This is a genomic window from Corallococcus sp. M7 (assembly GCF_054512695.1).
This window is the reverse complement of the sequence record NZ_CM137252.1, coordinates 3,624,114-3,641,728: the sequence shown is the minus strand read 5'-3', so window position 1 is coordinate 3,641,728 and position 17,615 is coordinate 3,624,114. Positions and strand designations below refer to the sequence as shown.

The 17,615-nt window shown below is 69.8% G+C and carries 18 protein-coding genes; 11 read left to right on the top strand and 7 right to left on the bottom strand.

Annotated elements, in window-relative coordinates; genetic code table 11:
* Window positions 1–28 precede the first annotated feature (28 nt).
* From ACX114_RS14860 to exoL, 3 genes are all read right to left on the bottom strand, one after another.
* Window positions 29–559, bottom strand: a complete 531-nt coding sequence (locus tag ACX114_RS14860; protein WP_014395823.1) for a serine O-acetyltransferase — start codon at window positions 557–559, stop codon at window positions 29–31.
* Window positions 560–662: 103 nt separating this feature from the next.
* Window positions 663–2,180, bottom strand: a complete 1,518-nt coding sequence (locus ACX114_RS14855) for a lipopolysaccharide biosynthesis protein (RefSeq protein WP_459298679.1) — start codon at window positions 2,178–2,180, stop codon at window positions 663–665.
* Complete coding sequence (gene exoL / locus ACX114_RS14850; RefSeq protein ID WP_459300169.1) at window positions 2,177–3,430, bottom strand: spore coat polysaccharide deacetylase ExoL; 1,254 nt, start codon at window positions 3,428–3,430, stop codon at window positions 2,177–2,179. The genes ACX114_RS14855 and exoL overlap by 4 nt, the downstream gene beginning before the upstream one ends.
* 410 nt (window positions 3,431–3,840) lie before the next feature.
* Between exoL and ccmA the strand changes: the two genes are divergently transcribed.
* The 11 genes from ccmA (at window position 3,841) to ACX114_RS14795 (ending at window position 13,021) form a co-directional block, all read left to right on the top strand.
* Window positions 3,841–4,506 (top strand): heme ABC exporter ATP-binding protein CcmA, encoded by a 666-nt coding sequence (ccmA, locus tag ACX114_RS14845; RefSeq protein ID WP_459298677.1) that lies wholly within the window; start codon window positions 3,841–3,843, stop codon window positions 4,504–4,506.
* Entirely contained in the window at window positions 4,503–5,207 is a 705-nt protein-coding gene (locus ACX114_RS14840; RefSeq protein ID WP_459298675.1) for a heme exporter protein CcmB, read from the top strand. Before ccmA ends, ACX114_RS14840 begins: the two co-directional genes overlap by 4 nt.
* Before the next feature lie 3 nt (window positions 5,208–5,210).
* Entirely contained in the window at window positions 5,211–5,924 is a 714-nt protein-coding gene (ccsA, locus tag ACX114_RS14835) for a cytochrome c biogenesis protein CcsA (RefSeq protein WP_459298673.1), read from the top strand.
* A 2-nt stretch (window positions 5,925–5,926) separates the two neighbouring features.
* Window positions 5,927–6,094, top strand: coding sequence for a hypothetical protein (locus tag ACX114_RS14830; RefSeq protein WP_167510780.1), 168 nt, complete (start codon window positions 5,927–5,929; stop codon window positions 6,092–6,094).
* Window positions 6,095–6,098: 4 nt separating this feature from the next.
* A complete protein-coding gene (locus tag ACX114_RS14825) occupies window positions 6,099–6,593 on the top strand; it encodes a cytochrome c maturation protein CcmE (RefSeq protein ID WP_459298670.1) in 495 nt (164 codons plus the stop codon).
* Window positions 6,590–8,614 (top strand): heme lyase CcmF/NrfE family subunit, encoded by a 2,025-nt coding sequence (locus ACX114_RS14820; protein ID WP_459298668.1) that lies wholly within the window; start codon window positions 6,590–6,592, stop codon window positions 8,612–8,614. The genes ACX114_RS14825 and ACX114_RS14820 overlap by 4 nt, the downstream gene beginning before the upstream one ends.
* Window positions 8,611–9,168 carry a TlpA family protein disulfide reductase gene (locus ACX114_RS14815; RefSeq protein WP_459298666.1) on the top strand — a complete coding sequence of 186 codons (558 nt, stop codon included), beginning with the start codon at window positions 8,611–8,613 and terminating at the stop codon, window positions 9,166–9,168. Before ACX114_RS14820 ends, ACX114_RS14815 begins: the two co-directional genes overlap by 4 nt.
* Window positions 9,169–9,325: 157 nt before the next feature.
* On the top strand, window positions 9,326–10,558 hold the full coding sequence (locus tag ACX114_RS14810; RefSeq protein WP_459298664.1) for a zinc ribbon domain-containing protein: 1,233 nt from the start codon (window positions 9,326–9,328) through the stop codon (window positions 10,556–10,558).
* Window positions 10,559–10,672: 114 nt separating this feature from the next.
* Entirely contained in the window at window positions 10,673–11,176 is a 504-nt protein-coding gene (locus tag ACX114_RS14805) for a cytochrome c-type biogenesis protein (protein ID WP_459298662.1), read from the top strand.
* A gap of 3 nt (window positions 11,177–11,179) precedes the next feature.
* Window positions 11,180–12,145 carry a tetratricopeptide repeat protein gene (locus tag ACX114_RS14800; RefSeq protein WP_459298660.1) on the top strand — a complete coding sequence of 322 codons (966 nt, stop codon included), beginning with the start codon at window positions 11,180–11,182 and terminating at the stop codon, window positions 12,143–12,145.
* A 723-nt stretch (window positions 12,146–12,868) separates the two neighbouring features.
* Window positions 12,869–13,021, top strand: a complete 153-nt coding sequence (locus tag ACX114_RS14795) for a hypothetical protein (protein ID WP_459298658.1) — start codon at window positions 12,869–12,871, stop codon at window positions 13,019–13,021.
* 3 nt (window positions 13,022–13,024) lie between these two features.
* Here ACX114_RS14795 and ACX114_RS14790 read toward each other — a convergent pair whose 3' ends face one another.
* The 4 genes from ACX114_RS14790 to ACX114_RS14775 all read right to left on the bottom strand — a co-directional run bounded on the left by ACX114_RS14790 (window position 13,025) and on the right by ACX114_RS14775 (window position 17,585).
* Window positions 13,025–13,987, bottom strand: a complete 963-nt coding sequence (locus ACX114_RS14790; protein WP_459298656.1) for a D-2-hydroxyacid dehydrogenase family protein — start codon at window positions 13,985–13,987, stop codon at window positions 13,025–13,027.
* 36 nt (window positions 13,988–14,023) lie between these two features.
* Entirely contained in the window at window positions 14,024–15,220 is a 1,197-nt protein-coding gene (locus tag ACX114_RS14785; protein ID WP_459298654.1) for a GNAT family N-acetyltransferase, read from the bottom strand.
* A gap of 80 nt (window positions 15,221–15,300) precedes the next feature.
* Complete coding sequence (locus tag ACX114_RS14780; RefSeq protein WP_459298652.1) at window positions 15,301–16,479, bottom strand: DegT/DnrJ/EryC1/StrS family aminotransferase; 1,179 nt, start codon at window positions 16,477–16,479, stop codon at window positions 15,301–15,303.
* A complete protein-coding gene (locus tag ACX114_RS14775) occupies window positions 16,467–17,585 on the bottom strand; it encodes a GNAT family N-acetyltransferase (protein WP_459298650.1) in 1,119 nt (372 codons plus the stop codon). Before ACX114_RS14775 ends, ACX114_RS14780 begins: the two co-directional genes overlap by 13 nt.
* Window positions 17,586–17,615 lie beyond the last annotated feature (30 nt).

The following is a 17,615-nucleotide window of genomic DNA, read 5'->3' as shown; positions in this document are numbered from 1 at the left end:
AGCCCTCTTCTTCAACGAAGCGAAGTGCCTAGCGCGCGGAAGCCTGCGCGGAGGGGCGTGGAACCTGGGTGAGCTTCGGCGGCGTGCGCTGGGGCAGCAGGCCCATCTCACGCTGGTACGTGGTGAGCGGATCCGCGTCCTGGCGGATGACCTTCGCGGGCACGCCCGCGACCACCGCGCCCGAGGGCACGTCCTTCACCACCACCGCGTTGGCGCCAATCACCGCGAAGTCGCCCACGTGGATGTTGCCCAGCACCTTGGCGCCCGCGCCGATGCGCACGTAGTCGCCAATCACCGGCGCGCCCTCCAGCCCGGAGCGTCCGCCAATCGTCACCTGCTGCGAGATGAGGACGTGACGGCCCACCTTCGCCGCCTTGTGGATGACCACGCCGATGCCGCCGTAGCCCAGCTGCGTCCCCTCGCCGAGCTCCGCGTCCTCGGGGATGTAGGAGCTGTGCAGGTAGTAGATGGCCTTGCGAAGAACGGCGGGCAGCAACGGCACCCCACGCTTCTTCAGCCCATGCGCCATCCGGTACAACGTCATCGCGTCGAATCCCATCACGCCTCTCCTCGCCCTCGCCCAAAATCCGTGACGCCTGGAAGGTAGGTACCCACGCGTGGGGAGGGAAGTGCCCCCCACGCGTGCAATACCCGACGGTGGATCAGGCCGCGCGGCGGGGACGGAGGGACTGCAATGCGCTCCACGGGCGAACGCCTTGCGCATACAGACCCACCACGTACCCCACCACGAAGAGCAGCCCCGCCACCGCCAGTGGCAGCACCCGCCACAGGAAACCCGCGGGCAGGTTCACCCACGTGTCATGCACGCCGGAGCGCAAGAGGAAGATGCTCCCGCCCGCCGTGAACGCCGCCAGCGACGCCTGCGCCAGCTCCCGCCACGGGATGACGTCCTTGAGCCCCAGCTTCCGCTCGGGCGTGGACAGCGCGCGGGGCACGCGGATGAGCAGCATGCCCTTGCCCACCATCTCCGCCAGCGCCCAGGACGCGATGCCGCCCATCATCCCGAAGTACTTCACGCCGAACCACAGCAGCGGCACCGTCACCACCGCCTTCACCAGGTACGACGCGAAGATGGCCCGCGTCTGCCCACGGGTCCGGAGCGTCCCGTCCATGGGAAGAATCGACAGCACCACGCCCAGCACGCTCACCCGGAAGATGGGGACCGCGGGCAGGAACTTCTGGCCGAACATCGCCCCCACGAACTCCGGCGCCGCCGCGAAGAGGAACGCCGCGAAGGGCAGGAACACGTACGCCAGCTTGCCGGCCGCTTCCCGGAAGGCCTCCACGCCCTCCTCCAACCGGCCCTCACGCTCCAGCTCGCCCAGGCGCACCATCAGCACCTCGCTGGTGGGCGTGTAGAGCAGGTCCACCACCGGCAACTGGAAGCAGCCCACCCGGTAGAGCGCGTACACCGCCGGGGCCACCACGCCCGCCACCGCGTACATGTGCGCGTTCTGCTGCGGGATGGCCAGGAACATCGCGGCACCAAAAGGCGCCGCGTACACCAGCTGCTCCTTGAACAGCTTCCAGTCCACCAAGGGGCCCGTGGACCCGCGCAGCGACACCACCCACGTGGCCACGTAGCGAAGCCCCGCGAAGCAGGCCACGGCGATCATCATCCCGTGCAGGGAGAAGCCCAGCAGCGGCGGCAGCACCATCACGCCGGAGCGCACCGCGTCCGACGCCAGGTACACCACCGCGGACGCCTTCGTCTTCCCCTGGCTGGTGAGCGAAATCTCCAGCGGGTAGCTGCCCAGGAAGAACGCCGTGTAGAGCGCCAGCGCCGCGCGGTGATCCATCAGCGCCGGGTTGTTGAAGTAGGCCGCCACGTGGCCCAGGAAGAACCACACCAGCCCCGCGGCCACCACGCCCGCGCCCGTGACGAAGAGCAGCGCGTGACCGAGGTACGGCCGCTTCGCCTCCGCGCGGGGCAGGAAGTAGTAGAGGCTCTGCGCCACGCCGAACGGCAGCACGTACGACAGCGTCGTGGCGATGAGGAACAGCTGGTAGTAGGTGCCGTACTCGTCCAGGTGAAGCACCCGGGCAAGCACGAGCGGGATGGACAGCGTCAGCCCGGCGGTGAACAACCGGGCCAACACCAACGGGCCGGCCCGCCCCAGGAACGACGGGGACTGGGCCGGCTTGGGTGACGCACTCACTGGAGCTCCTCCGGCTTCGCCGCCTCCGGGGCAAGGGCCACGTTCGGCGCCACCACGACCTGCGCACCCGTCACCACGGCCGCAACCCGCGGATCCGTCACGATCACCGGAGCTGTCACGTCCACGACGTCCACCGGCGTCGCCTTCGCGAGCGCGGCCTCCGCGGCGGCCGCCTCCTGGACCAGGATGTTGGGAGCGCCGCTGACGGCCGGAGAGAGGATGTGCGGACGGTGGCCCAGCACCGGGTGGCTCATGCCCAGCACGCCGAAGCAGTCATCGAACTGGCACACCGTGAGGGAGGACGAGTAGTCCCCCATCATCCCCAGGCTGAAGTTCTCCCACATCACCTTGCGCTTGAGGGCGAACGGGTCGCCGCCCACGCGGTTGGGCAGGTCCTCCGTGGTGACGCCCGAGCGGAAGCCGTTCGCCTTGAGCACGCGGATCATCTCATCCGAGTACCAGCCGTTGCAGTACGCGAAGTCCTTCACCTGGATGCCCACCTCGCGCTCGATGGTCTCCTTGGACTCGACGATCTCCTTCTCCACCACCGACGTGGGCTCCAGCGTCAGCACCGTGTGGCCCAGCGTGTGCGCGCCGAACTCGAAGCCGTCGCGCGCCATCTGGCGCACCTCGTCCCAGTTCATCACGTCGCCCTGCTCGGGCATCAGGTCCGAGCCGCCGCCCAGCTGCTGCTCCAGCGCGTCGATGATGCCGGTGAGCACGCGCGTCGGGTGCTCGCCGATGAAGTCGTCCAGCGCCGCGGAGGTCGTCTTCTGTCCGGAGAGGATGGGCCCCAACAGCTGCACGGACGGGCCGGGCATGGCCGAGTAGTCCGGACGGAAGCGGCGCTCCTGCACGCAGCGCAGCAGGTGGAACAGCCGGTCGTGGTTGAAGCGCTTGTCCGTGTTGATGAACGCGGTGGGCAGGTAGGTGATGGCCGGCACGCCCATCTGCTTCAGCACCGGGTACGCATATCGGTACACGTCGCGGTAGCCGTCATCGAACGTCACCACGAACAGGTCCTTCTTCGCCGTGCGGCGGCCCGCCATCACGTCCACCGCGTCGCCCAGGCTCGCCAGCTCGAAGCCCGCCGCGTGCGCCTGCTCCAGGTGACGGCGGAACGTCTCCTGGGAGATGAGCAGCCCCGGGATGGAGCGCTGCAGCTCCCCGGTGAAGTCGCTCACCACGCGGTGGTAGCTCACGATGAGGATGCGCCGGCCCCCCGACTGCGAACGGCGGTACGCCGCCATCGCCTTGCGCACCCCGCTGTAGTGGAGGAATCCCGCCGCCGCCGCCTTCGCCGCCCGCCGCAACACCCTGCCTGCCATCACGCCTCCCTCGCGGCTTTCGCCGTCTGCCCGCTCCCCCCAATGGAACGGGCCCCGCGCCGCCTGTGTGCATGCTGGATGCCAGGGCAGGTAGGTGGTGGAAATCACCCGTAACCCCAGGAAACCCCGTGCCCTGGAGGGCAGGAACGCCCCTTTGGAGGTCGTACCTGGGTGTACCAGGGCAGTCGCGCGCCCACCTGTGGCGAAAACCTTTCAGTCCCCCGGCGAAAGCGGCGGAAGAAGCAGGCGTAAAAACTTCTTGTCCTCCGGCGGGCGACCCCAGGGGTTTCACTGGTGAACAACGGGGTTTAAGGCTACGAAACGGCCCGCCGATGCCCCCTCTCCCCTCTGGATCAGCGCCCGCGCTCGCCCTCCATGACGTGAGCAAGCGCTATGGGCGAAGGTGGGCGCTGGCGCGGCTCACCTACGCGCTCCCCGCTGGCCGCTCCCTGCTGCTCACCGGCCACAATGGCTCCGGGAAGACGACGCTCCTGCGCCTCGTCGCCACCGCGCTCGGCCCCACCGCGGGCCGGGTGGAGGTGCTGGACCGGGACGCCGTGACGGACCGTGAGGCGGTGCGCCGCGACGTGGCGCTCCTGTCCCACGCCAGCTTCCTCTACGAGGACCTCACCGCGCAGCAGAACCTCATGGTGCTGGGGCGCCTGTTGGGCGTGGACGCGCCGCAGGACGTCGCGGACGCGCTGCTCAACCGCGTGGGCCTCACCCGCCGCACGGACAGCCCGGTGCGAGGCTTCAGCGCGGGCATGCGCAAGCGCCTGGCCATCGCGCGGCTGCTGATGAAGGCCCCCGCCCTGGCGCTCCTGGACGAGCCCTTCGGTGAGCTGGACCCCCAGGGCATCCAGGACATGGAGGGCGTCATCGCGGAGCTGAAGGCGGGCGGAACCACGGTGGTGCTGGCCACGCACCTCATCGAACAGGGCCTGAGCCTGTGCGAGGAGCGGCTGCACCTGCAGGACGGCCGGGCGGTGGCGGCATGAGCGCCCCGAACGCGAAGCGCCGTCCCGGCCTGCTGACGACGACGCTCGTCCTCCTGCGCAAGGACCTGCTCATCGAATGGCGCACCCGCGCGCGGCTCAACGCGCTGGTGTTCTTCGCCATGGCCACGCTGCTGCTCTTCTCCTTCGCGCTGGGCCCGGACACGAAGCTCTTGGAGCGCAACGCGGGCGGCTACCTGTGGCTGGCCATCCTCTTCGCCAGCGTGCTGTCCCTGGGCGAGTCCTTCCGCGTGGAGACGGAGAACGCCTGCCTGGACGGCGTGCGGCTGGCCCCGGCGGACGCTCGTGCCATCTTCCTGTCCAAGGCGCTGGGCAACGCCCTGCTGCTGCTGGCGTTGGCGGTCGTGCTTGTGCCGGTGATGGTGGCCCTTTATGGGGTGCGCATCGTCACCGGGGTCGGTGACCTGGCGGGCATCCTGGTCCTGGGCAGCCTGGCGCTCAGCGCCCCGGGGACCGTGTACGCGGCCATCTCCAGCAATGCCCGGGCCCGGGATGTGCTGCTGCCTCTGCTATTGTTCCCGCTCGTCATCCCGGCCCTCCTCTCCGCTGCCAAGGGGACCACGCTCGTACTCCAGGGTGACCCGATGCAGCAACTGGGCTCATGGCAGGGGCTGCTGCTGGGGTTCAATCTGATTTACTGGGGCGTGGGCTTCGTGCTGTTTCCCCGGGTCATCGAGGACTGAAGGATGAACAAGTTCGTCAAGTTCGGGTTGCCAGCCATCACGCTGGCGCTGCTGGGCGCGGGCTGGTGGTTGGGCCTCGCGTGGGCGCCGCCGGACCGCGAGATGGGCGAAGTACAGCGCATCATGTACGTCCATGTGCCGCTCCAGTGGATGGCCATGATGGCCATGTTCATCAACTTCGTGGCCGCGGTGACGTACCTGATGCGTCAGTCGTGGAAGACGGACGCGATGGCGGAGGCCTCCGCGGAGGTCGGCCTGCTCTTCGGCACGCTCGGCATGATCACCGGCTCCATCTGGGGCCGCCCCACCTGGGGCGTGTACTGGTCCTGGGACCCGCGCCTGACGTCGGAGGCCATCCTGCTGGTCTCCTACACGGGCTACCTGGTGCTGCGGCGCTTCGTGGAGGACCCGGAGAAGCGCGCGGTGTGGAGCGCGGTGGTGGCCATCATCGGGGCCATCAACCTGCCCATCGTGTGGTTCTCCGTGCGCTGGTGGCGCAGCCTCCATCAGGTGCAGTCCAGCCCCAAGACGGTGGACCCGCAGATGGTGCTGCCCTTGCGCGTGTCGGCGTTCGGCATGCTGGCGCTGCTCATCGTCTTCATGGTGCACCGCTACCGCATCGCGCTCGCGGAGCGGAAGGCGGAGGTGGCGCTGCCGGAGGCGCTGCCCACGGATGACCCCGCGCTGCGCGCGTCCCATTCCTCGAAGGTGGCCTGAACATGACCTCGCTGACCTCTTTGATGCTGCTGGCCCAGGTGGGCAGCGGCCGGCTCCAGGGCGGCTGGGGCTATGTGTGGGCCTGCTACGGCATCTCCGTGGCCGCCTTCGTGCTCTACTCGGCGTCCCTCTGGGCGCGCCGTCCCCGCGCCACCGACTCGAAGGAGTGAGCCCATGACGCCCGTCAATCGCAACCGTCTCATCGCGCTGGGAGCCCTGCTCTTCGCCGGCGCTGGCCTTGGCTTCATCGCCTTCGGCAACATCGGGGACAACCTCGTCTATTACTGGAGCCCGTCGGAGCTGCTCTCCAACGGCGACAAGGCCTACACGGCCACCATCCGCCTGGGCGGCGTGGTGCAGCCGGGCAGCATCCAGTGGAACGAGGGCCACACCACGCTGGACTTCCGCGTGGCGGACGGCCCGGACGCGAACGCGAAGAGCGTGCACGTGCGCTCGCTGGAGACGCCCCCGCAGATGTTCCGCGAGAAGATCGGCGTCGTGGTGGAGGGCACCTACGACAAGTCCGGCGTCTTCACGTCCAACCGGCTGATGGTGAACCACTCCAACGAGTACCGCGCGCCCAAGGAAGGCGAGGAGCCGCGCAAGTGGCAGGACACGCTGGCTGAAGGCGCCACCACCGCGACCGCGACGCCGCCGGGGGCGCCGTGAACGGAATGCTGGGCTACGGGCTGGTCCTCGCGGGCCTGGCCTTCGCCGCGTTCGGCGCCATCCTGGGACTGGTGGGCGGCATGCGCCGCAACGACGCCAGCTACCCCTGGGTGCTGCGCGCGGTGTGGGGCTTCGCCGCGTGCATGATCGGCAGCAACCTGGTGATGGTGGAAGCGCTCATCAACCACGACTTCAGCGTGAAGTACGTGGCCCAGGTGGGCAGCCGCGCGACGCCGCTCATCTACACCATCGTGTCGCTGTGGAGCGCGCTGGAAGGCTCCATCCTCTTCTGGGGCCTCATCATGGGCGTGTACCTGGCGGCGTTCGCCTGGGTGCACCGCAAGGAGCACGCGCGCTACATGCAGTTGGCGCTGGGCACCATGCTGGCCGTGGGCGTCTTCTTCGCCTTCCTCATCGCGGGCCCCGCCAACCCCTGGGGCGCCGTGTCGCCGGTGCCGGCGGACGGTCCGGGCCCCAACCCGCTGCTGCAGAACCACTTCCTGATGATCATCCACCCGCCCATGCTCTACGCGGGCTACGTGGGCATGACGGTGCCGTTCGGCGTCGCCGTGGCGGGCCTCTTGCGCGGGGAGATTGGTGAAGCGTGGATGGCGCCCCTGCGGCGCTGGACGCTCATCGCGTGGATGTTCCTCACGCTGGGCATCGTGCTGGGCTCCTGGTGGGCGTACGCGGTGCTGGGCTGGGGCGGCTACTGGGCGTGGGACCCCGTGGAGAACGCGTCGTTCCTGCCGTGGCTGACCGCGACGGCGTTCATGCACTCCACCATGGTGCAGGAGCGCAAGCGGATGCTGAAGCTGTGGACGCTGAGCCTCGCGCTCGCGTCGTTCGTGCTCACCATCCTGGGCACGTTCATGACCCGCTCCGGCATCTTCAACTCGGTGCACTCGTTCACCCAGTCGGACATCGGGCCCACGTTCCTCGTGTTCATCGCCATCCTGCTGGTGGTGTGCATTGGCCTGCTGGCCACGCGCGGCCACCTGCTGGCGCCGGAGGGCCGGCTGTCCTCGATGCTGTCTCGCGAGGCGAGCATCCTGGTGAACAACCTGGTGTTCGTGGCCATCACCTTCACGGTGCTGCTGGGCACGCTCTACCCGCTGGTGTCGGAGGCCGTGCGCGGCATCCGCGTGAGCGTGGGCGAGCCGTACTTCAACAAGATGGCGGTGCCGGGCGGCATCGCGGTGCTCTTCCTCATGGGCGTGGGCCCGGTGCTGCCGTGGGGCACGCCGGACAAGGCCACGCTGCGCCGGCAGTTCCTCATCCCCGCGGCGGTGGGCGTGGCCATCACCCTCGCCTGCTACGCGGCGGGGCTGCGCGGGGTGTACCCACTGCTCACGTTCGGCCTGGCGGGCTTCGTCACCCTCATCACCCTGCGTGAGCTGGTGGTGCCGGTGCGGGTGCGCATGACCGAGCGCAAGGAGGGCTTCGTCACGGCGCTGACCACCGCGACGAGCAAGGCGCGCCGGCGCTTCGGCGGCTACGTGGTGCACCTGGGCATCGTGCTCATCATCGTCGCCGTGGCGGCGTCCAGCGCGTACGTGAAGCACACGTCCGGCACGCTGAAGAAGGACGGCACGATGATGCTGGACGGCTACCAGCTGAAGTACCTGGGCCTGTCCAGCGGCGAGGAGCCGCACCGCACCTTCGTCGCCGCGCGCCTGGAGGTGACGGCGCCCAACGGCGACGTGCGGGAGCTGCGCCCGCGCATGAACTACTACGAGCGGAGCACGGACCCCGTGGGCACGCCCGCGGTGCGTGAGTCGCCGAAGGAGGACCTGTACATCTCGCTGATGGCCTTCAGCGAGACGACGGGCACGGCGAGCTTCAACGTCTGGGTGTTCCCGCTGGTGGGATGGATCTGGTACAGCCTGCCGCTCCTGCTGCTGGGCACGCTCATCGCCGTGTGGCCCGCGCGCCGGGCGGCGGTGCTGCGCACGGACGCGGCGCCGGTGGGCGCGGCGCCTCCCCTCCCCGGCACGGACGCCGAGCGGGGTGCGGCATGAAGCGCTGGCGGCTTCCCCTGGTGTTCGCCGCCGTGGGGGCGGCGCTGCTCTTCGTCCTCTTCCAGGGCTTCGGGCGCGATCCGCACGAGGTGCCCTTCATGCTGAAGGGCGCCGCCGCGCCGGACTTCACGCTGAAACCCCTGAGCGGCGGAGACCCCGTGAAGCTCGCGGACCTCAAGGGCCGCCCGGTGGTCATCAACTTCTGGGCGTCGTGGTGCGGGCCCTGCAAGTACGAGCACCCGGTGCTCGAGTGGGGCGCGCGCGAGCTGGGCGCCCAGGCCGTGTTCATGGGCGTCGTCTTCGAGGACACGGAGCCCAACGCGCTCGACTTCCTGCGCCGCATGGGCGCGAGCTTCCCGCAGCTGATGGATGAGCGCTCGCGCATGGCGGTGGACTACGGCGTCGCGGGCGTGCCGGAGACGTACTTCATCGACGCGCAGGGCATCATCCGCGGCAAGCACGTGGGCCCCATCGACCCGAAGACGCTGGCCACCCGGGTGCAGGAGCTGACCCAGCCCCTGGCCCCGACGGCGGAAGCCGCGCGCCGGGACTGAGGCAACCGAAGCCCGCTTGGAAGGCAGGCGCCCGGGAACCCCGCGAGGGAGTCCCGGGGCCGCCTCGCGGGAGGCCTGGAAACCGTAGTAAGTCCCATCTGTCGGCGTCGTTCGCGAGGGCTTCCCCCGGCCCCTGCTCCAGCGAGGTGGGCTCCCCATGCAGTGCCCCGAGTGCGGTGAAAGCGCGGCGGACGTCCGCCTGATGTACTGCGAGAACTGCGGCGCGAAGATGCCCGCGCGTCCCGCGCCCCCGCCCCGCGCCAGCAGCGCCAAGAGCCAGCGCCCCAGCCGCCCCATGTCCGAGCCGGCCTACGCGGCGGAGATCCTGGACGAGGAGGAGGAGGCCCGGCAGCAGGGCAGCGGCGCGCGCCCCCCGCGCGGCTCCCGGGCGCAGCCTCCGCCGGAGGAGTTCGAGGACGAGGATCCGTACACGGGGCCCCGCTGGCTGAAGGACGTGCCGGGCCACTCGCAGAGCGTGCTGGGCGTGGGGCTGGTGGCGTTCTCGCTGGTGCTGTCCATCCTGCCGTTCTTCCCCAGCGTGGGCGTGCTGGGGACGCTGCTGACGCTGGTGGGCAGCGTGTCGCTCGTCGCGCGGGAGCTGCGCCGCGACGGCAACGCGCCGGGCTGGGTGGACTCGGTGCCGCTGGTGCTGATGCGGCCGGAGATCCCCGCCGCGTTCACGCTGCTGCTGGTGGCGCTGTCGGTGCGGCTCCTGTCCGGGTTCAACCTGCTCTTCCCCATCTGGGCGGCGGGGACGGCGCTCATCGCCGTGGAGCAGTACAAGCTGGTCATCGCGGAGCCGGACGGTGTTGCGCGCGACTTCGACCTGCGCTCACTCCTGGGCTTCCCGAGGGTGCTGGCGCTGGCGGGCGTGGCGGTGTGCGTGGTGGCGCTCTTCCTGCCGTGGGGCAAGGTGATGGCGGACGGCTCGGCGCTGCCGGACAACGCGCCGGTGCCGGGCAGCGTGCGCGGGGGCCCGTCCGAACTGCGCGTGATTCCCACGACGCGGCCCTCGGATGACTCGCTCTACAGCGCGGGGGGCGGCGTCGCGTCGCGCTCGGGCTGGGACCTGCCGCTGTCGGAGCTGCCGCTGCTGGTGCTCCTGTCGGTGCTCGTGCTCGCGGCGCTGCGGCCGGACGTGGAGCGCCCGGCCTTCCTCAAGTGGGCGCCGGTGGGCGCGGTGAGCGTGAGCCTGCTCTGGGGGCTCGCGGGGGTGAAGCTCGCGGTGGGGCCCTTCGCGTTCCTCGCGGACCTGGGGGCGGTGGGCTTCCATGCCGTGCGCCAGGCGCTGGGCCGCGACGAGCCGGCGGAGCTCCTGCCTCCCGAGGACGACCCCTACGACCCGGACCAGGACCTGGAGACCGAGCCCGACTCGGGCTACCGGGGCTAGGCCCCTTGCCTTCCATCGGATGGGCTGCCCGGGCGGCGGGCGTGCGGCCCAGGATTCCGTGTGCAATACCCGTCAGGGGGCGGTAGTTAGGGACGGCCCCCGCTGGAGCCCCCGATGAATGCCGTCCTCGTCTCGTTGACCCTCGCCCTGAGCCTTGCCACGGGGCAGTTCGCGCCGCAGCAGGCCGCGAGTGATCCGCTCGCGCCGGCCCAGGAGGCGCGGGTGCAGCAGCTGGCGAAGAAGCTGCGCTGCGCGGTGTGCCAGGGCCTGTCGGTGGCGGACAGCCCGTCGTCCATGGCGCGCGCGCAGCTGGACAAGGTGCGCGAGCTGGTCTCCGCCGGGAAGACGGACACCGAAATCGTGGACTACTTCGTGGCGCGCTACGGCGAGTGGGTGCTGCTGGAGCCGCGCGCGGAGGGCTTCAACTGGTTCGTGTGGCTGGGCCCGGTGGCGCTGGTGCTGGGCGGCCTCTTCGTCATCCTGAAGCAGCGTCAGCCCTTGCCCGAGGGCGCCGCGACCGCGGAAGCCGCGCCGGTCCCCTCCCCTTCCACACCCGCGCCGTCCACGGACGAAGCGGACCCCTACCTCCAGGCCGTGCGCCGGGAGCTGGAGCGCTAAGCCATGCAGCCCGAGCCCACCAACTGGTTGCCCGGAATCATCGTCCTCTCGGTCGCCTTCGTGCTGGCGGCCGCGTGGCTCCTCTACATGAAGATGAAGACGGGGAGCGCGCTGCCGGACACGACGCCGAAGACGGACGGCACGGTGGACGACCTGGCGCAGCGGGCGCAGTCGCTCATCGAGCAGCTGCGCACGCTGGAGGCGGAGAAGCACCACTTCACCGCGGAGCACTACACGGCGGAGAAGGCGCGGCTGGAGAAGGAAGCGGCCGCGGCGCTGCGCGCGAAGGACGAGCACCAGAAGCGGCAGGCGGCAGGAGAGAAGGCGCCCGCGCGTAACGTGCCGGCGCCCTCGGGTTGGGCGTCGCGCAACCCGCAGATGGTGGGCGCGCTGTGGGGTGCGGGCGTGGTGGTCTTCTTCGGCGGGCTGGGCTACCTGCTCGTCTCCGAGCAGAAGCCGCGTGAAGAGGGCCAGATGGGCACGGGCGCGACGCCGCCGGGCATGACGCAGGCCCAGCAGCAGGCGCAGATGCCCGAGGTGAACGACGAGCTGGAGCAGGCGCGCCAGCGGCTGGCGTCGAACCCGGGAGACGTGGAGGCCGCGTCGATGCTGAGCCACGAGCTCATCCGTCAGCAGCAGTTCGACGAGGCGCTGAAGGTGACGCTGAAGGGTCTGGCGGTGGATCCGTTCAACGTGGAGCTGCGGGTGCACCGGGGCGTGCTGCGCGCGGCGTCGCAGGGCGACCTGCAGGGCGCGGAAGCGGAGCTGACGGAGCTGGTGGACACGTGGCCGGACGCGCAGGAGGCGCTCATCTTCCTGGGCAGCCTGTCGCTGCGCCGGGGCGACAAGGCCGGAGCGATTGAGCATTTCGAACGCTTCACGGTGGAAGTGCCCAAGAACATGCAGCCCCCGCAGCTGGCCCCCGCCATCGCACAGCTGAAGGCCGAGGTCGCGCAGCAGCCGCAGTAGGCTGTGCGTCGTGAGGGGCCGGACCTCCGGCCCCGTGAAGTGTGTCCCCCCTGGAGGTGGGCCATGGGTGCATCAGGCTTCTGGAAGGCCGCTGTCACGCGGGTCATCGCTTCGGGCTGCGCGACCGGCGGTTCCGCGACGTATGTGGAGGGCGCCCTGCGCCCCCGTCACTTCGTCTTTCATGACGTAGTGAAGTGGAACGGCGGGGAACCAGGAGGCTGGCGGGCAGCGTGCCTCCACGTCGGCATCGCCCGCGATACGGGGGTATCAAGCCCGTGGTGGTGACTCCTGTAAGGCCAACCACCAACGGAGGCAGGTAGCCATGGTTCCATCCATTGAGGAGCTGCTGGAGATCGCGCGAACCTACTGGCCCTCGCAGGAAGATCCCAATCAGGAACCCAGCCCCGAAGCGGCTGTACCCATGCGCTATGGCGCAGGAAGCTGGCGGAGCCTGGGCCTTGGGACGTCCTGATCGAGCAACTCAGAACGGCGTTCCCAGAGAAAAGCGTCGGAAACATCACCACATCTTCGGATGCATGTTTCTGGTGCGCCATCTATCCAAGTCGTGACCGTGAGCGTTCCGGCCTGCACTGGGTCTACGTCGGCTGCGCCAGCATCATCGCGCCGGTCTACACGGTGTATCGGGTCCAGTTTGAATACGGCGAGCGCCGCAGCTTCCGGCAGCTCGATCTGGAGCCTCCCGCAGTGGAGCCAGCGGTCACGATGGCGAGACTCATGGAGTACACGATGGGGCTGAGCCTGCTGCCCCCTGACATCGCCAACCACCCAGCGCCCGTCTTCGTGGGCTGGAAATCCCCACCGAAGACAACGCTCTTCCACGCCCTCTTCACCAGCTATCCAGACAACCTTCCCTGAACCTCACCCCAGCCTGCGGATGGGCGCGCCATCCAAGAACGCGCGGATGTCCTCCACGGCTTCACGGAAGTACGTCGCGTAGTTCCCCTGGGACACGTAGCCCAGGTGCGGGGTCGCGAGCAGGTTTGGCAACTTCCGCAGCACGTCGTCCGCGGGCACAGGCTCTGTCTCGAAGACATCCACCGCCGCGCCCGCGATGACACCCTGCTGGAGTGCCTCCACCAGCGCCGTCTGATCCACGATGGCCGCGCGTGACGTGTTGATGAGGTACGCCGTGGGCCGCATCCTCGCGAGCTCCACGCGCCCCACCAACCCCCGCGAGCGCTCACCCAGCACCAGGTGGATGGACACGAAGTCGCTCGTCTCCAGGAGCGCCTCCTTCGACGCGGCCCGCGTCACCCCCACCTCCCCTGCCTTCGCATCCGTGAGGTTCGGGCTCCACGCCACGACGTCCATCCCGAACGCCGCGCCCACTCGGGCCACCCGGCTCCCAATCTTCCCCAAGCCCAGCAGCCCCAGCCGCTTCCCGTGCAGGTCCACGCCCACCGAGTGCTGCCACGGGCCGCCCTGCCGGAACGCGGTGCTCTCCCCCACCACGTTCCTCGCGAGCGCCAACAACAACGCCCACGTCAGCTCCACCGGAGGCTCGGTCGCGCTCGCCGTCCCGCACACCGTCACGCCGCGCGCGGTGGCCGCGGCCACGTCGATGGACGCATTCCGCATCCCCGTCGTCACCAGCAGCCGCAGCTGTGGCAGCCGCTCGAGCAGCGCCTTCGGAAACGGCGTGCGCTCCCGCATCACGACGAGCAGGTCGAACGGCGACAGCGCCGCGACCAACTCCTCCTCACCGGAGAAGTGCTCGCGGAACACCGTCACCTCGACCTGTCCGCTCACGGAAGACCAATCCGCGAGCCGCGTGGAAACCCCCTGATAGTCATCCAGGACGGCGCAGCGCAGCTTTTCCATGGCACCCGCCAGGATCCGCCGCGCCGCCCCGAAGCGTCAATTCACCGCGGCCTTCCGCCGACGGAACCGGCGCACCTTCTCCACCAGCTCGTCGGACAGGACACCCTTGACCGCGTTGCGCGTCTGGCGGGCCCACTCCTCGGAGCGCGTGAACCACGTGCCCGCGAAGCCCGCGCCGTGCGCGCGCAGGGACACCGTCTGGCGCTGCTTCGACACCCAGTCGGACTTGTACGTCTCCGTGCCTCGCAGGAAGTCGTACTCCGTCAGCCCCATCTCGATGGCGTCCTTGAACGTCTCGCCCACCAGCACCAGGCCCACGCTGCGGTTGCGCCACGCCGGGTCATACCCGGACTGGAAGTACACGAACGTCTGGCCATGCAGGATGCCATACACGGACGCCACCGCCTGGCCGCCCACCTTCATCGTGTACATCCGCAGTCGGCCCCGCTCCGCCAGCCACTGCGTCGCGTCCCGGTGGAATGCCTCCACCCCGGCGCCCTTGATGCCCTGCGAGCCGCCATCCGACGACCAGCGCAGCGCGTGCAGCCGGAAGAAGTCCGTCATCGGCCCGGCCAGCTGGCCCGGCGCGTCCGTGCGCTCGATGCGGTAACCGTCCTGCTTCTCCAGCCACTTGCGCCGGCGCAGGTAGTTGTCCCGGCGGCCCGTGCGCTTCAAGAACGCATCGAACGGCTCGCCCGGCACCAGCGTCTCGTACGGGCACACGTAGCGCTCCGTCACGCGCACGTCGCCAAACACCTCGCGCGCCACGCCGAGCGTCGTCGAACCCTCGCGCAGGTCCGTCAAATCCAGCACGTCCCACTCGTCGCGCAGCCCCTGGAGCACGTTGAAGAACGCCCGCGTCACCTCCGCCTCGCGGCCCTTGCGCGCCACCACGTCCAGGTAGTCGCTGCCCACGTGCGTCTCACCCAGGAAGCCCAGGCGCCGCACCGGCACTCCGTTCACCCAGCGGTGCTCCAGGCCCAGCGGCAGCAGCCCCACCAGCGTGCCCAGCCGGTCGCGCGCCGTCAGCACCAGCGGCCGCACGTCGGGCGCGATGCGCCGGCACCACGGATACAGCCACTCCCACGCGTTGAACGGACCGGCCGTGCTCGCGTCCAAGAGCGAGTTCCACTCCGCCCGCATCCCCGCCAACTGCGAGGCACTGCCCACCGCCGCCACGTCCAGCCGCGGCGTCAACCTCGGCCCCGACGTCAACTCGTCTTCGCGGATCACCGCGTCACCCCGATGCCTTTCCCGAAGCACTGCCCCGGCCCCCGAGTGCCATTGCAACCCGGGAGCCAGCTCCTGTTCCCTCACGACGCGCGCTTGCTCGGCCGGCGCTCGGACTTCAGCGCCTCCCGGACCACGTCCGCCACCTGCCCCATGACCTCCGGCGACAGGTCCTGATGGCAGGGAATCTCCAGGATGGTGCGCCGCAGTTGCGCGACCTCCGGGAACTCCGACGGGTCGCACGCCGGATGGAAGCGCTTCCAGAAGTCGATGGCGTCGATGCCCTTCTCGCGCAGCTTCGCCAGCAGCAGCTCCTTGTCCTGCACCACCATCGGGTAGAACAGGGGGCTGACGCCCGGAGGCAGCTGGTTGAAGAGCGGCGGCGACACGTCGCGCAGCCTGCCCAGCAGCAGGAAGTAGTTGCGGCGGCGCGCCTCGACGATGGACTCCAGGTCCTGAGCCAGGGCAATCCGCTTCGTCAGCGGGCTCATGCCCAGGTCCACGTGCCGCCGGTCGAAGTGCTGCGTGCCCGTGGCCACGCGCTCGACGCTCGCGGCCTTCACCGCCCCGTGCCCCACCGAGCGCACCAGGCCGCGCAGCCCCCGGCCCACCGCCCCGCCGCGCAGCTCCAGGTTCTGCAAGAGCGCGGACACGGTGTGGCTGAACGTCGACGCCAGCGGCGGCGCCGGCGGCTCTGGCAGGCTGTACGAACGCTTGCCGTTGACGACCAGAGCACCCCCATTGGGAACCGGAAGCGTCTTGTAGAGGCAGAAGATGCCCACGTCGCCCGTGGTGCCCAGCGGCGTCGCGCCGTCAGAAGACAGGAGCGACAGCGCGCAGTCTTCAATCAGCGGGATGCCGTGCTCGTCCGCCAGCTTGCGCATGGCGTCCACCGGCCCCGGGAAGCCCGCGTAGTGGATGAGGTAGAGCGCGCGCGTCTTCGGCGTGATCCGCTTCGCCACGTCCGCCACGTCCACGTCCCAGCGGCTGCCCACGCGGTAGAAGCGCGGGATGGCGCCCGCGTCCACCACCGCCTCCACCTCCACGCCGTGGTGGTAGGCGGGCATCAGCACCTCGCCGCCATCCAGGCGCAGCATCTTGATGGTCAGCCAGACGGCGTTGCGCGCGAAGTAGAAGTAGCGCGCGTTGGGAGACGAGAACGGCGGCAGCGCCCCCGGACGCGGCGGGGCCATCAGCATGCCCGGCCACAGCGTGGGCAGGGACGGCACGAACAGCTTGTCGGTCGTCTTCACTTCTTCCATCGCGCCACCACCTCTTTCGCCGCCGGTACCCACCGGAACTTCGCCGCGCACAGGGCCCGGCCGAAGGCGGTGTCGTTGAACACATAGAGCCAGGTGTGCCGGCGGACCTGATCCGTCCAGTCGCGCTTCCACACCATGTCCGGCCCCAGGAAATCGAACTCGGTGAGCCCCCGGTCCAGGCAGTCCCCCAGCACCTCCTCCATCAGGAGCTGACCGGGGCTGCATTCCTTCAGGGACTCGTCGTAGCCAGGCTTCAGCAGGAAGTAGCGCCCGCCGAACTCCAGGCCGTACTGGAACGCCACCGCGCGCCCATCCACGCGCAGGAAGTACAGCGCCAGGCGGTCGCGGTAGGCCGCGTCCCGCGCAAGCTCCGTGTAGAAGCCGCGCGTCTTCGCGTCCTGCGCCATGGCCGTGCCATTCGCGCCCTTCCAGCCGCTCTGCTCCAGGAGCAGCCCCTCCTCCAGGGTGCCCTCCAGATCCAGCCCGCCGGAGACGCGCTCGAAGGTGACCTTCCCCTTCTCCTCCAGCTTGCGGCGCCGGCGGCGGCAGTTGGCCTTGAACTTGGACGGCAGCTTCGCGAAGTACGCGTCCTTCTTCGCGGGCAGCGGCACGTAGGGCGACTGCAGCGACTCCCACTCACCGGTCGGCAGGCCGCCCTGCTTCGCGGCCTCCAGCAGGCGGAAGCCCACGCCGCCGTCCGGCACGTCCGTCAGCCGCAGCACGTCCCAGCCGCCCGTCGCGCGCAGGTGCGCGAGGAAGGCCTGGGCCGCGGCATCCGGCTCCCGCGCCAGCATGTCGAAGCGGCAGGAGTGTGCGTTGGCCGCGGAGGTGAGCTGACGGACGGGCACGCCGTACATCGACGTGCGCTCCTCCACCAGCGGCAGCGCGGCGGTGAGCGTTCCATCCTCGCCGCGAAGCAGCAGCACGCGCATGCGCGAGCCGGCGGCGAAGTTGTCCAGCCACAGCCGCAGGAACTCATGCCGGTAGAACAGCTCGTGGGAGGTGGTCTCCACGAGCTGGTTCCACTCGGCTTCCAGGGACATGAAGGCCGCCCGGTCGTTGACTTCCACGACCTGGGAGGCGGCCGAAAGTTGAATGGCTTCCATGTGAGAGGGCCCCAAGGTGGTGATGGCCAG

Coding starts and splice junctions, on each gene's coding strand:
- ACX114_RS14860 (WP_014395823.1), bottom strand. CDS start 559: ATGGGATTCGACGCGATGACGTTGTACCGGATGGCGCATGGGCTGAAG.
- exoL (WP_459300169.1), bottom strand. CDS start 3,430: ATGGCGGCGTACCGCCGTTCGCAGTCGGGGGGCCGGCGCATCCTCATC.
- ccmA (WP_459298677.1), top strand. CDS start 3,841: ATGCCCCCTCTCCCCTCTGGATCAGCGCCCGCGCTCGCCCTCCATGAC.
- ACX114_RS14840 (WP_459298675.1), top strand. CDS start 4,503: ATGAGCGCCCCGAACGCGAAGCGCCGTCCCGGCCTGCTGACGACGACG.
- ccsA (WP_459298673.1), top strand. CDS start 5,211: ATGAACAAGTTCGTCAAGTTCGGGTTGCCAGCCATCACGCTGGCGCTG.
- ACX114_RS14830 (WP_167510780.1), top strand. CDS start 5,927: ATGACCTCGCTGACCTCTTTGATGCTGCTGGCCCAGGTGGGCAGCGGC.
- ACX114_RS14825 (WP_459298670.1), top strand. CDS start 6,099: ATGACGCCCGTCAATCGCAACCGTCTCATCGCGCTGGGAGCCCTGCTC.
- ACX114_RS14815 (WP_459298666.1), top strand. CDS start 8,611: ATGAAGCGCTGGCGGCTTCCCCTGGTGTTCGCCGCCGTGGGGGCGGCG.
- ACX114_RS14810 (WP_459298664.1), top strand. CDS start 9,326: ATGCAGTGCCCCGAGTGCGGTGAAAGCGCGGCGGACGTCCGCCTGATG.
- ACX114_RS14805 (WP_459298662.1), top strand. CDS start 10,673: ATGAATGCCGTCCTCGTCTCGTTGACCCTCGCCCTGAGCCTTGCCACG.
- ACX114_RS14800 (WP_459298660.1), top strand. CDS start 11,180: ATGCAGCCCGAGCCCACCAACTGGTTGCCCGGAATCATCGTCCTCTCG.
- ACX114_RS14795 (WP_459298658.1), top strand. CDS start 12,869: ATGGCGAGACTCATGGAGTACACGATGGGGCTGAGCCTGCTGCCCCCT.
- ACX114_RS14790 (WP_459298656.1), bottom strand. CDS start 13,987: ATGGAAAAGCTGCGCTGCGCCGTCCTGGATGACTATCAGGGGGTTTCC.
- ACX114_RS14780 (WP_459298652.1), bottom strand. CDS start 16,479: ATGGAAGAAGTGAAGACGACCGACAAGCTGTTCGTGCCGTCCCTGCCC.
- ACX114_RS14775 (WP_459298650.1), bottom strand. CDS start 17,585: ATGGAAGCCATTCAACTTTCGGCCGCCTCCCAGGTCGTGGAAGTCAAC.